The sequence below is a fragment of the Butyricimonas faecalis genome (genome assembly GCF_003991565.1).
Lineage (GTDB): Bacteria > Bacteroidota > Bacteroidia > Bacteroidales > Marinifilaceae > Butyricimonas > Butyricimonas faecalis.
On sequence record NZ_CP032819.1, the window covers coordinates 4,389,369 to 4,403,648 of the forward strand.

A 14,280-nucleotide genomic window follows, 5' to 3' on the forward strand; every position below is an offset into this window, starting at 1 on the left:
AGGTAAATAGGTCAAAAAGCAAGGACGGGACGAACATCGAAGTTGCTGCTCTTATTAGACCACTCACAGTACACGGAACCACGGTCGCTCACGTAACAGAGCCGTGCGCGGTAGTCCGAGTACTCCGAAGACGACCAAAACCAGTCACCGTTTCTAAAATTATCCTTGCTGTCTGTGGCAATTTTCTCCATCCATGCATTTAAAGCAGCGGGAACATCGCCTTGACCTGTCCAAGTGAAATCACCGCTTTGCGATGAGGTTTGTTCATCCTGCTTTGCCAAAGCCGGACAACCGCCCAGATTTTGCAGAATGTCCCACCACTGGCCGGAGGAAGGAAAATACCAGCCGGTAGTAGTCGCGGAAACCGGGCAGGTCGTGTTATAATCATAGGCGGCCTTGAATGCGGGATAATTGTCGAAGTTGCCGCGATTGGTGCGGATATGCTCGCAATTTCCGTAACCGCTGATGTCATTATAGTTATCGGCTTTCGTATTGCATTTCGTCAGACCCTCATCTTGACCATACGGTCCCCACCGCTGCCGATCTGTCGCAGCATTCTTCACAGCCATGACAAGGCCGTGAACTTTGCCTTCACCGCCTAACTTCTCTTTTTCCTTTGCACCGATACGGCTCTTGTCCGTCTGGAACACGATGCCGACGACTGCCCTGCTTGCGCCGGTTGTAGGGTTGACCATCACGGGAGCGGGCTTGGGTTCCGCTATCGCCACACTGCCGTCGTCATAGCGTTTGCGCAGACCGCCGTCGCTCCAAGTCCCGTCGGAATAGAAGTAGTCGCCGATTTTAAGCTCGTCAGCCGTGAAACTCCGTTTCACTTCTTTGGAGGAGACGCTCTCCTCGCCGCCATCGCTCCACGTGCCACTGGTCGCCGCCTGTACCTCTATTCCGTTTGCTTTCACGGTGATGGCGTAGGTATACCGCTTGCCAGACTTGAGATTGCCCGCGGCATCCGTATCGGGAGTGTAGGTAAAGACATCCGAGCCGACAGCTATCCGGATGAGCGGCTTTCCCGTCATGTACTGCGGTACAACCACCGCCTCGTATTTCTTGGTTGCGGCATCGTGATAGGGTTTTATCTCGCCATCCGATTGGTCAGCCGCACCCACCATGCCGCAGCTGAAGTAAGCCTCCGAGTCACCGAGCAGGGTGACGGTTGCCCCTTCCACCTCCTCTTCCGTGACACCTTCGCCCGCCGCTAGCGTGATTTCCATTTTAGCCATACGGTGGTTGAAACGGAGGTTGATGGTCTGGCCATAACGTCCTACGGCACTGGCATACAGGACGTCGAAAGCGGCGTACCCGCCACTTTGGTCGGAAATGTCGACATCCGGGCTACCATTAATATATGGAGGAGTCCATGCCGTGATGCGGGCTTCGGCTGTGTTCTTCCAGTAAATGGCGTTCGCGTCATCCTTTGGAACAGCGTTGCCCGAGGCATCCATCACGTATGTCTTGGGCATACCACCTATGTAGCCCTCTACCGTCACTCCGATTTCCTCGCCACCCGTCCACGTCTCTTTGCCACCGGCGCGGGTCTGCGGCTGTTGTGCCACCTCTGCCGTCAGTTTCAACGGGTACATGCCCTCGGGTAGAGACGTGGTATTTCCCACCGTATCATCCTTGCCGCAGGAAACAAGCAACCCGCCGGCGAGCATCAAGGCCGGCAACCACGAGCCGACATGCGGCCATCGCCTTGAATAACCTGTTATTTTCATATCATTATCTTTTTATCGTATTTCTTTTCTTCGTGCCGCCGCCCGCCGCGACGCGGGCAGCTACACCTTTTGGCGTACCTCCGTGCTTACGCCTGATGCACGGCGGCGGCTGTCAGGCATCACTGCATCATCGCGTCGCCCGAATGACTTCCACCGTCGTTCCAGTCCTCGATGGTACACCCGCTGACGGCCAGTCCCGTCTTCTTCACCGTGATGGTGTAGGTGTAGGAGTAACCGGCTTCGAGCGCGGGTTTGATCTTGTCCTTGTTGGCGTAGGTCTGCGACATACCATCATCGGGAATCACCTCGAAATTCAAGTAGTCGGCGAGCGTCTGCGGGAGTAGAATCATGGAGAAGGTCATCACGCCCGTGGCGGCATCGAAACTTGCCACGCACTTGTCCGCGGCCGTTTTCGGGGTGCCAGTGCATTCGCGCAACTTCCAATCGTTCACAACGCTACCCGTGGTTGCGGCGATACCGGTCGTCACATTGAATGTTCCCTCGTGGATCAGGCCGCCCAACTTGTAGTCAGCAAGTTTCAGCACGTCCGTGTCGGAGAATCCGTCAGTTGTTGATGCTTGCACCTTGAGGATAAGGCGGGCCATCTGGTGCTTGAAGGAGCAGTCGCTGCCGCCCGTGGCAGTGTTGTCCGTGAAACTGATGGTCGGGTTACTCTTGCCGGCTTGGGCTCCCGTGGCATAGATGTAGTCCATCTTCTCTTGGTCTTCCACCGTGGGCTGGTTATCCGTCGTGACGGTTATTTCCCCGTTACTCCCCGGTAGGATGGAAGCGTTTGCGCTCGACGTATAAGGTGCGTAGGCGGCAAAGGTAAATTTGCTGGAAGCGTCCTCGAAGAAGATGCCGTAACCCTTCGTTATCGGGGTGAAGTCCGCGGTGGTGCCGGTGCTCGTGGTTTGGTATCCCACGTTCTTGTACTTGTTACCCATGGTCGTGGGCGTGTTGGGTTCATCCACCACCATCACGCCGATTTTGTCAGTGTTCCACGTGTTGTTGATCGCACGGGTCATCGGACCGCTCACGCCAGCCGTGATGCGTGCTGCCACGGGGTTCTTCGGTTCCTCGTTCTCTTTCGCGCACGCTGCTAGTAGCGTTACCGCCGCGAGAATGAAAAATTTCGTATTCGTTTTCATAACATTATTTTGAATTTACATGATTAATTTCTTTAGTTCGCGTCCACGTTGCCGCCGTCGGTCTCCTTCCAGTTCGTGATGGTGGCCCCCGTTACTCCCGCTTCTATCGGCAGCAGCAACTCGCCCGTGAGTGTCTTCGCTTCCGTCCGGTCGTTGAAGTCGGCAAGCTTATCTGAGATGTTGCTTTCTATCTGCTGCGTGTCACCGTTGGTGAAAAGAATGGATACTGTAAGTTTTTGGCTTGCAGTAGGAATGATGCCTAGCAGACGGAAAGAGGTCGTGAACTTGTTGCCGTTCTGCACGAGGGTATTCAGGCTCTTTGCCGCGGTGGTGCGCTCGCCCGTTACGATATCGATTCGCGAGGCCACCCCGTCGAGCGTTGCCGTGGCCGATTGCACGCGGTTGTAGTCACCCTCCGTTACCGTGAGTTCCACGTTCAGCAGTCTCACGAGCTGTTTTACCGGGACGGTCACTTTCAGCGTGTCATCCGCCATCACGTCGATGGTTTGGTGTGCCGAGAATAGATAACCCGGCATCGGCTCCATGTATCCCGGTTCGCTCTCCCCGACGGTGGCGGTGTTACCGCTGATGCCGATGTGTTCGGGGGTGTTGTACGCCGTCAGTTCGTAACTGCCTTGTGGCAGCAACGTCTTGAACGTGTTGATAATGCCGCTCGCGGCCTGCTCCTCCGTTCCCATGCGGAGCGTGTAGTTTTGCGGTATTTCCGCCTCCGCGCTCTTCGCGCTCCAGTCGGTAGTAACGATCACGGCCCCTAGGTCGGGATGGGGCGTGTTGAAGAGTTCATCCTTGACACAAGAGGTCAACGACAGCGCGATAGCCGCCGTCAGGATGGTCATATAACGTGTCTTCTTGTTTTTCATCTTGATATTCCTCCCTGTTTAAAATATGTTCCACACCAGTGATACACCGAGGCGGTTCACGCCCAGGTAATTCTTGCTCTCTTTGCCCTTTTTTACTCGTACGCCATCGATGACACTGTATTTGTCGAACTTCGCGTGGGTGCAACCCACTCCTATCGTGAAGTCGAACGAGAAGTTGCAACCGAGAGGCAGGATGTAACCTCCCGTCAGGCCGCCGCCCATGAGATCGCCTTGCTTGCCCGTGTCGGAAAGCTTGTAGTTGAAATGTCCCGTGTGGTACATGGCCCCGATGTAGCCTCGTTTTTCCGTACCGAGATGATAGCGTACCTCGGGCGAGATTTCCCAAAGGGCGTAACGGCGGTCCTTGTTATCCCAAGTCCAGGACGTCCAGGTGCCGTTCAATTGAATGCTCCACGTTTTGTTCACGTGCCATTCTGCTCCAAGATCGGGAGTGAGCGTGGCCCAGCGCAACAGGTTGGCACGTAGGGCGAAAGTGGAAGACGTGGGCTTGTGGGTTTCCTTTTCGGCTTGCTCTCTTGCCAATCGTTCCCGTTCGGCTTGTTCCGCGGCAAGGCGTTCGGCTTCCGCTTTTTCACGCGCTGCCCGCTCTTGGGCGAGGAGGCGTTCCTTTTCGGCTTGCTCTTTTGCCAATCGTTCTTCCTCCCTCTTTTTCTCCGCGGCAAGGCGTTCGCGTTCGGCCTCGCCCGATACTTCGCGATTGTACGCTGCTACTCTGGCGGCAGCTTCCGCACCCGCAATCCGGGCAACCTTATCTACCGGAGCCGGCAACATGACCACAACATAATCATGCTTGTTTCCTTTCATGTCCTTGCGGTTGTTTTCAATCTCCTTGTCGGTCACGAAGTGGCTTTCTTTCACCCCTCCATGTAAGATGAGTTCCGACTTCACCCTGTTGCGGCGTATCTTTGCCATTTCTGCAGAAGAACGCGTGGTGAGGCTTGTGACGTAGATATACATTTGGCCGGATTCGATGGCCGTGCGGTTCTGTTCTATGGCTTTCAGCAACCGGGATAGTTCCTTGCCGTTGCCGCTCCATGGAATGTAGAAGATGTCTTTTCCAGAGACGAACCGGAAAGTGTACGTGGTGTCGCTTTTTTCTTGTGCCATCGCGGGGACGGTCATGGCGAACAACCATAAGAATAAGGATAAGAAATAGACTTTTTTGCTCATATATTCGGTATGTTTTACTATTATGTAAATTGGTTAAACATACGCAAATTTAGAGAAACGGACTAGAATTAAAAAGTACCGAACAGGGGAGTGGCGTTTTAATTGTGGTAATCGCATATTTTTGTCGTTTAGATAACTTTACGTTGTTGTTTGAGCATATTTTTTGTTGTTTGAGCACTTTTCGTTTTGTACGTTTTTGACGTTTTTTGACGATTTTCCCCATTCCAATGATTTCTGCCATGCTCTTCTCGGGGGTATCGCATCATCTTTCATGCGGAGCGAAGATTTATTACTTATCGTGATCATGCCATAATACCCGTGATATTACTCGAATCTAACCCTAATAAAGCAGTAAATAAACCCAAATAATACCACACGTCCGGAGATCATTCGAAGTTTATCCAGAGCTTAACCATCCCGTAACGTCTGAGCAACGTCTGAACAACGTGTGAGCAACGACTAAGCGGGATTATTTCCATAGGATTTCGGTAGGATTTCCTATGGTTTTCAGTATAAGTTATTTTGTATTCATTCCCAAATGCAAGAATGTATGTATTATTACCCGTTACCAAATGAAGGAAGAATGAAGACTTAAGGTAATTATCGGATAATCATAAGGCAAAGACCTATTAATTCCGTTTCAAAGACACTCGTGAACGTCTTTGAAACGTCTTTGTATCGAAGTTAATACGTCTTTAATCCCTAAGTACATCAAATGTGCAACGGGTAAACACGGGATATTATCCTTGTATTCCTATTTTCCTTAATCTATTCTATCAGGATAAACGGGCTTCATGCAATTGTACTATGAGTGCGAAAGCGGAGTTTATGAAATGAAGGATTTTGGGAATGATGATTATACAGGGGATTGCTTCGCACTGGTGGGGAGGTTACACGGACTGGAATGTAAAACGGTAAAGGAGAAGCGGAAAGAGGATGAACTCGTGGCAATGGCACGGGGTATTTTCGGACGGCAGGACTTTATTACTTTGATATTATGTACGTTATATCTCATGCTGTCGTAATAATAGGATAGGATATTTTTTCAAAATTTCGGCAGTAGAAAGATATTACTGCCGAAATTTTGATGTATATTTGTACTACATTATAAAGAAGAGATATGAATAGCAAATTACAAGAAAGTAAGGTGAAGCAGTTGTTTACCCGGCAGGAAGTTATCACCAATACGGATATACTCTATTTATATAGAAAAGAGGAACCTGAGATACCGGAGGCAACCGCAAACTGGCGGATATATCACTTGGTTCAGAAAGGGATAATCCAGAGAATTGGCAGGGGAAAATATCGTGAAGGTAAAACACTAACCTTTTCTCCCGAATTGTCGGCAAAGACTATAAAGGCGGGGAAATTTATCAGGAAAGAATATCCCTATATTAATTATTGTATTTGGGAACTGTCGATAATCAATAGTTTTAGCCAACATCTCATTAATTATAACGTGATTTTTTTGGAAGTGGAACGTGAGGTTATTGATTCAGTTTACAGAGCGTTGAAGGATATGAGGTACAAGGTTGTCCGTATCAAGGATATAAAAGAAGATTTGTCCGATTTTGCCGGATATATTTGTGTGCGTGCATTGGTTACTGAGGCTCCTCTACTGAAAGAAAAGAGTGGTCAAGTAGCTTCGTTGGAAAAAATATTGGTTGATTTGTATTGCGACAGAGAGTTTACCCCCTTTCAGGGGAACGAGATATACCATATATATAAGAATGCTTTCAATGATTATACCGTAAATGAAAGCACAATGTTAAGGTATGCAAGCCGCAAGGAGAAAAAGGCGGAGATAGAGGAAATTATTAATTCTATAAAACGGCAGTAATTCACTTATACTGCCAAAATTTTGATATTATGATAGACATAAAAAGTATTGAAAAGGATTGGGTTGAAGGAATTTCAAAGAGGAAGAAAGCCGATAAAATCCTTATAGAGAAAGTTATCAGAGCATTGATGTTATTGGAGGGATTAAGCAACTCAGGTTTGGATTTCGTTTTTAAGGGGGGAACAGCTCTTATGCTGTTGTTAGGTACAACCAAACGTCTATCTATAGACATTGACATTATTGTACCTAACAGGAGCGTTGACCTGACTGATTATCTGGATAAGTTCATAACAGAAAAGGGATTTGCCCGATACGAGAAGCAGGAAAGAAAGGTACAAAGTGACATAGAGAAGGAGCACTATAAACTGTTCTTTATATCTGCACTTAACGGAAAGGAATCACATATTTTACTAGATGTGCTGAAAGAGGGCATTTATTATAAAACTCTTGTGAAAACTCCGGTAAGCAGTAGTTTCCTTAAAGAAACAGGACCTCCCATTATGGTTACCACTCCAGACTTTAATAATATATTAGGAGATAAACTGACTGCGTTTGCTCCAACAACAACCGGCATTCCTTATATCAAAAAGGATAAAGAGATGGGAATGGAGATTATTAAACAAATGTATGATGTGGGGTGTCTATTTGATGAGATTGATAATGTCAGTATGGTTAAGGATGTATTCAATGCTTTTGCCACCGTTGAACTAAAGTACAGGGGAAACACACATACAATCTCTGACGTGTTGGATGATACTTTTTATACAGCGTTGGCTATCTGTTTCAGAAAAGATATTCAGAATACCAATTTTGCTGTCTTGAATAATGGGATTACTTCAATTAAGTCTTATATATTCTCCGATTCCTTTCACCTGGATAAAGCTGTTACGTACGCCTCCAAAGCTGCTTATTTAACTATATTAATAAAATACTCCAAAGAAGAAATAATCAGATTTAACCCTAAAGTTAATTTAAAGGATTTAGAAATAAAGCAGTTCAATCCAGCACATCCTTTAAATGAATTGAACAAACTGAATAAACTGAAAAAATCCAATCCAGAGGCTTTCCATTACTGGTATCAAATTTATAAGATTATTCAAGAGAACGAAGAGAATAAATAGATTCAAATAAGAGACACGGTCCTACAACTGCCAATCACAGTGTAGCAGGCATTCTTTTGCCTGTTAACTCTATATGACGGTTCCGTACCCCTGCATGGAATGTTAATGCACCCACAGCCCTTGAGGTGTTAGATAGCGGGACAGGTGGAACCGTTTTTGCCCTAATTTTGTATCAAAAGACTTATGAAGGGAAATTGCGAGTCTGTTTTTGTATAGGAGATCAGATGATTCGCTTGCTAAAAATGTATTTTGTTACAAAGTGGTGTTCTATCCTTTTTAGATACGGAGTGGTAACACATTATAGTGGTATAAATGTAAGATATGCTACATCGGATAATTTTGATTGTTAATTTTTGAGGTGATATTTGTTTTTTATAAAAATGTATGTATATTTGTGATGCATAACATACCACAAAGGCGGGGAATCCTGCCACAGTGTAGCAGGCATTTTTTTGCCTGTTAACTCCATACGGCGGTTCCGAACCCCCGTGTGGAGTGTTAATGCACCCACAGCCTTTGTGGTGTTATGCAGCGGGACAGGCGGAACCGTTTCTTTTCGCCCTAATTTTATACTAAAAGATTTATGAAGGGAAATCGTGATCATATTTTAGCATGGAGGTTGCTGATCCGGCTTCCATTTTTCTTTGATTTTTAGCGTTTACTTGTAACGAGATCGGCTAGAAGAGCATTCGTGTTTAGGAATGTTTTGATCTTTTTATTTTTTGCCGGTTAGGTGAAATCTTTGTCTTGCAAGATAAAGGGGGTGTGTATCATATCAAACTGTAATGGAATGTGGATGGTGAAATAAGGAACGGAAAATAGAATAGAAGGTGTATTCTCGGCCTGGAAAACTTTGAATATCACCTTCTTGTGTAAATCAATTTTATTAATTAATTAACAATCAAAGTTATGAAAAAAACTTATGACAGGAAAGTTTTTAAGCGAAAATTACTGTCTCGAAGGATTGGGGTAAACGTGATTATCCGGTTGTTTATGATTTTGTTACTGGGATTCCCGCTATTGACGAGGGCCGGGACGATGGATTCTACCCGGGTGGAGAACCGGGAGGTGAGGGGAAAGGTGATAGACGAGAAGAAGCAACCCATTCCGGGAGTTTCGGTTCGCCTGGGAGGAACATCGATGGGAACAGCCACGGACGTGGACGGGAAGTTTAAATTGTTAGTTCCGGCAGACACGGCCACGCTGGTGGTTTCCTTTATCGGGATGAAAACGGAGATCGTGAGGCTTCCCCGGTTGAGGGCGGGCGTGGAGCAGAAAGAGTTGACAATCGTGTTGCGGGATGAGGACGTGAGGCTGGAGGACGTGGTGGTGACGGGTATTTTTACCCGAAAGAAGGAGAGTTTCACGGGATCGGCTTCCACCTATTCCGCCGCGGAGTTGAAAACGATGGGAACGCAGAACATCCTGCAGGGGTTGAAGACGCTGGACCCGGCTTTCGCTATCTTGGAGGATAACCAGTTTGGTTCGGACCCGAACCGTTTGCCGAACATGGAGATCCGTGGCAAGTCGAGCATGTCGGGATTGAGAGATCAGTTGGAGGCAGACCCGAACCAGCCGCTTTTTATCCTGGATGGTTTCGAGTCGACGTTGGCGGCGATTAACGATTTGGATATTAACCGGGTGGCCTCTATCACGATATTGAAGGACGCGGCCTCGACGGCCATTTACGGATCGAAGGCTGCCAACGGGGTGATCGTGGTGGAGACGGTGAAACCGGAGGCGGGTAAATTGCGGGTGAGTTACACGGGGAACTTGAATCTCTCGATGCCGGATTTGTCGAGTTATAACTTGATGAACGCGAGGGAGAAGTTGGAGTTCGAACGGCTGGCAGGAAGATTTAATCCGTCAAGTACGACAAACGAGATCGAATTGGATGGAGTATATAATGAGAAGTTGAAGGAGATCGAGAGCGGGGTGGACACGTACTGGTTGGCGGAACCTTTGCGGGTGGGTGTGAACCAGAAACACTCGCTTTACGTGCAGGGCGGAGAGGAGAATTTTTTGTTTGGTTTGGGAGTGGGATACAACGGAATTTCCGGGGTAATGGAAAAGTCAGACCGGAGTGTGATCAGCGGTAATATCGATTTGATTTACCGGGTGTCGAAATTCCAGTTCTCGAACAAGTTCTCGTTTTCTTCCACAGATTATAAAAATCCGATCGTGGCTTTTTACGAGTATGCGCAGGCGAACCCGTATTATAAAAAACGTAATCCAGACGGGACGGTGGAGAAGTGGTTGGAAAACAATGACTTTTTTGAGGCTCCCAACCCGTTGTGGAATGCAAGCCAAAATAGCCGGGACGAGGGGAAAAATCTCGCCTTGAGTAATTATTTTATCGCGGAGTATTCCCCGTCGATAGCATGGCGAATGCGAGCTCGTTTGGGGTTAACCTATGGGAATGATGACACGGAGAGATTTTATTCCCGGAACGATACCCGTTACGAGAATATGGAAACAACTAAAAAAGGAGAGTTTCGTTCTTCAAATATCCGGACGAATCGAGTGGAAGGGGAATTGAGTATCACGTATGCAAAGATGTTGGGAAAACACCGGATTAATTTGATCGCGGGAGGAAATATATATAGTAACAAGTCTCTCACGCAGGGATATTCGGCAGTGGGATTCCCGGATGGGGATTTTTCTTACCCCTCTTTCGCGAACGGCTATCCGGAAAACGGGACTCCTTCGTATTACGAATCTGAGTCTCGTTCTTTGAACGGTTATTTTAACGCGGGGTATTCGTTTGATGATCGTTATTTGATGGACTTCAGCTTGCGAACAAGTGGCTCTTCGGTTTTCGGTACCTCCCGGAAATATAACACGACATGGTCGGTGGGATTGGGATGGAACTTGCACAAGGAGAAGTTTATCATGGATCACGTGGGATGGATTGACTTGTTGAAATTGAGAGCTTCGGTAGGAAATCCCGGGAACCAGAATTTTGACTCTGCGCAATCGTTGTTAACTTATTCATTTCAGTATGGCTCGATGAATTATTTCGGGCAGGGAGCCATGTTGTCACAGATCGGCAACCCGGACTTAGAATGGCAAATCACGATGGACAAGAATATCGGCTTGGACGTGACGTTGTTCAACAAGCGGTTTTCACTAACAGCGGATTACTATTACAAAGTTACAGATCCTTTGTTAATCAAAGTGAGCGTTCCGTTATCTTCGGGTACATCGATGTATATGACAAATGCCGGGGAACAAATTTCACAAGGCTTTACGGTATCGGTGACTTATTATATTTTTCAGAATTTTGAAGATCGCTTTTTGTGGATGATTCGGGGAAATTTGAGGACTCAAAAAACTCGGATAGATAACATCGGCAACAAACTTTCGACTTTGAATGCCAGTGGTAAAGGACGGAATACGCAGAGGTATTACGACGGGGCGGATCCGGATGATATCTGGGCTGTGAAATCGGTGGGGATTGACCCCTCGAACGGTAAGGAGTTGTTTTATGCCAAGGACGGGAGTTATACATACGATTTCTCTTACGATGAAGAGGTGATTTGTGGGAATACCCGGCCTGACGTGGAGGGGATTCTTGGAACTTCGTTGAACTGGAAGGGATTTTCTGTGAACTTGAATTTCCGTTACCAGATGGGAGCAGACGTGTTCAACGAGGCGTTGTATAGCAAAGTGGAGAATATTTCCCGGAGTGACTTGAATAAGAACCAGGATCGGCGTGCATTGTACGAGCGTTGGCAGAAGGAGGGTGATGTCGTGCGTTTTAAGGATATTGCCAGCGCGGAGACTACTCCGATGTCCTCTCGTTTTGTGCAAAGGGAGAACGTGTTATCATTGGAGTCAATATACGTGGGATACGAATTTTATGACGGATGGATCAAAAAACTGGGATTAAGCAGTTTAAAATTGCAGTGGTCCATGCGTGATGTGTTCCGTGCCTCAACGGTTAGGTCGGAGAGAGGAATATCATACCCCTTCGCGAGAAGCATGGAGGCGGGAATTTCGTTTAATTTTTAATAGTTGATGAGTATGAAATTACGAGATATTATATTGTTCGGAATGATGTTGACGGGTTTTGCCGGGTGTGCTGATTTTTTGGACGTGCAACCTCAAGACAAGCAATCGGAGAAACAATTGTTTGCCACGAGGGGAGGGTATTACATGGCGGTGAACGGTATATACAATAAAATAGCGGCTTCGGCCCTATACGGTAAAAACCTCTCTTTTGAATTAGTGGACGTGATCTCAAAGCGTTACCAGCCTCTATTGGCCAATACATATTTGACTGCATTAAGCACGTTTGCTTACACGGATAATTCGGTGGAGAAGGAGTTGTCCAGCACGTGGACGGCGGCCTACAACACGATATTGAATTGTAACGTGGTATTGGAGAATATAGACGGTAGTGTAGGTGTGTTGCCGGAACAAGAAAGGCGGATGTTAAAGGGGGAAATGTTGGCAGTACGTGCTTTCTTGCATTTTGATATGTTGCGATTGTTCGGGCCTGTCTACAAATTGAATCCGGATGGGGAATCTATCCCGTACAATGAATCGTCGAGGGTGTCAGTGCTGCCTTTGTTGACAGCAGATTCAGTGATTCACGAAAAGATCTTGCGTGATTTGAACGAGGCTGAAAGTTTATTGGCAAATAGTGACCCGGTGATCGCGGGTGGTCCGATGGCTTCTCTTGAAGACGGACAGGATGTTTACCTGCGTTATCGCCAATTGCGGATGAATTATTATGCTGTTCTCGCGTTGAAAGCGAGGGTGTACCTCTACGCGGGAGAGCAAGCGAGAGCTTTGGACGTGGCCAAAAAACTGTTGACAGATCCTAAAGTGAATGAGTATTTTCCGGCCGTTGATCCGACTAAACTTCTCGCCAATCAAAGAAATCCTGACCGGGTGTTCTCTACAGAAGTGTTAGCAGGAATTTATAAAAAGGATCGTGTTGCTGTTTATAACAGTTATTTCAGCTCCAGTTCGGCTGGAAATAATTACTTGCATCCCCGAAAAGATTTTGTGAGTACTAACCTGTTTGCCAGTGAAACGCAAGATTATCGTTTCCAAACGTGGTGGCAGGTGTCTTCCGGTGTGGGTGAGACCGGACATATGCTTATCAAATATAAAGATATAGATAAACCGAGCGGGGAAACTGATTCTGAATACTTTTATGCTATTTTCATGTCTTTGATTCGTTTGAGCGAGGTGTATTATATCGCGGCGGAATGTGAACCCGTGTTGGAGGATAAATACGGGTGGTTGAACGAGATACGTGGTCGAAGAGGGTTGCCCGTTTCGCCTGTTATTTCGGAAGAGGATTTTATGACTCGCCTACGCGTGGAATATTTGCGCGAGTTCCTCGGTGAGGGACAGATTTTTTTCTTGTATAAACGTTTATTCGGTAACATCATTCCTAGTGAAAACGGGTACGATTTGAACACGTATGAGGCGAAGGAGGAAAATTACGTGTTGCCTATGCCTTCCGGGGAAATTGAAAATCGTTAAAATAGTAAAGTTATGAAATGGAGAAATATATTATTGGTTTTAGCCTTTGGGGGGCTTTTAGGGGCTTGTGAAAAGAAAGAAATACCGACATTTACCACGGATGACACCGGGATTTATTTTCAACGAGTGTCGAGTTCTTATTACGGTACCACCACGGAATTTTATTCGGATTCATTATCGTATTCGTTCTTGGCCGTGGAGGCATCGGCTAAGAGTGAGGTGCTTTCAACCACGGTTCGGACAATGGGTAAGGTTGTGGATTACGACAGACCTTTTAAGGTAGAGATTGATCAAGAAGGAACGACAGCCGTGGAAGGGAAGCATTACGAGGTGGCTTTCGATACGATGGTTATCCCCGCGGGGAAAAGTTCCGCGGAAGTTCAGATCCGTTTTTTTCGAACAGACGATTTGTTGGAAAAGACCATTCGTTTGGCTTTACGTTTGAAGGATAACGAGCATTTTAAATGTCATTTCCCGGAGTATAAAAATACGAATGCTTATGCGGCTAAAGGAGTGCAAATCCGCGGTGATTTGTTCGCATTTTCATTGAGTGAGATGTACTCAGAACCGAGGTACTGGAATAGGCAGGGGAAAAAATATCTAGGTGAGTGGACGTCGAAAAAATATCTTGTGGTTAATGCTGTTTGTGGGCTGAGTGATGAGGATTGGGACGATGCAGGATTGGCGGGGGCGAAAGTGACTCTTGGACGTTTGAGCTTTTTTGCCATTGCCGTTCAAAAATATCTGCAGGAACAAGCGGATGCCGATACACCGGAAGTGGATTCGGATGGGAAATACATGCAACTTGCTCCGGCTTATTCTGTAGATTATTCCCGGTATGAATGATTTAAAATGTAAAGT

General features: G+C 46.8%; 10 protein-coding genes. 6 read left to right on the top strand and 4 right to left on the bottom strand.

The window, feature by feature from the left end; all coding sequences use genetic code 11:
• Positions 1-11: 11 nt before the first annotated feature.
• The 4 genes from D8S85_RS18740 to D8S85_RS18755 form a co-directional block, all read right to left on the bottom strand.
• Entirely contained in the window at positions 12-1,673 is a 1,662-nt protein-coding gene (locus tag D8S85_RS18740) for a fimbrillin family protein (protein WP_240648961.1), read from the bottom strand.
• A 179-nt stretch (positions 1,674-1,852) separates the two neighbouring features.
• Positions 1,853-2,884 (bottom strand): fimbrillin family protein, encoded by a 1,032-nt coding sequence (locus D8S85_RS18745; protein WP_106481993.1) that lies wholly within the window; start codon positions 2,882-2,884, stop codon positions 1,853-1,855.
• A gap of 32 nt (positions 2,885-2,916) precedes the next feature.
• The gene (locus D8S85_RS18750; protein ID WP_106481995.1) at positions 2,917-3,765 is read right to left on the bottom strand and encodes a FimB/Mfa2 family fimbrial subunit; all 849 of its coding nucleotides are present in this window, start codon (positions 3,763-3,765) and stop codon (positions 2,917-2,919) included.
• Positions 3,766-3,783: 18 nt separating this feature from the next.
• Complete coding sequence (locus D8S85_RS18755) at positions 3,784-4,956, bottom strand: DUF3575 domain-containing protein (protein ID WP_106481997.1); 1,173 nt, start codon at positions 4,954-4,956, stop codon at positions 3,784-3,786.
• Positions 4,957-5,750: 794 nt separating this feature from the next.
• On the opposite strand from D8S85_RS18755, the gene D8S85_RS21605 reads away from it, so the two are divergent.
• The 6 genes from D8S85_RS21605 to D8S85_RS18780 all read left to right on the top strand — a co-directional run bounded on the left by D8S85_RS21605 (position 5,751) and on the right by D8S85_RS18780 (position 14,265).
• On the top strand, positions 5,751-5,981 hold the full coding sequence (locus D8S85_RS21605; protein WP_172726456.1) for a hypothetical protein: 231 nt from the start codon (positions 5,751-5,753) through the stop codon (positions 5,979-5,981).
• 95 nt (positions 5,982-6,076) lie between these two features.
• Entirely contained in the window at positions 6,077-6,796 is a 720-nt protein-coding gene (locus D8S85_RS18760; RefSeq protein WP_106481999.1) for a DUF6577 family protein, read from the top strand.
• Between the two features lie 29 nt (positions 6,797-6,825).
• On the top strand, positions 6,826-7,917 hold the full coding sequence (locus D8S85_RS18765; protein ID WP_106482001.1) for a nucleotidyl transferase AbiEii/AbiGii toxin family protein: 1,092 nt from the start codon (positions 6,826-6,828) through the stop codon (positions 7,915-7,917).
• 909 nt (positions 7,918-8,826) lie between these two features.
• On the top strand, positions 8,827-11,931 hold the full coding sequence (locus D8S85_RS18770) for a SusC/RagA family TonB-linked outer membrane protein (RefSeq protein WP_106482005.1): 3,105 nt from the start codon (positions 8,827-8,829) through the stop codon (positions 11,929-11,931).
• A 12-nt stretch (positions 11,932-11,943) separates the two neighbouring features.
• The gene (locus D8S85_RS18775; protein ID WP_158641644.1) at positions 11,944-13,419 is read left to right on the top strand and encodes a RagB/SusD family nutrient uptake outer membrane protein; all 1,476 of its coding nucleotides are present in this window, start codon (positions 11,944-11,946) and stop codon (positions 13,417-13,419) included.
• 12 nt (positions 13,420-13,431) lie between these two features.
• Positions 13,432-14,265 (top strand): DUF4843 domain-containing protein, encoded by an 834-nt coding sequence (locus D8S85_RS18780; protein ID WP_106482008.1) that lies wholly within the window; start codon positions 13,432-13,434, stop codon positions 14,263-14,265.
• The last annotated feature ends 15 nt before the right edge of the window (positions 14,266-14,280 follow it).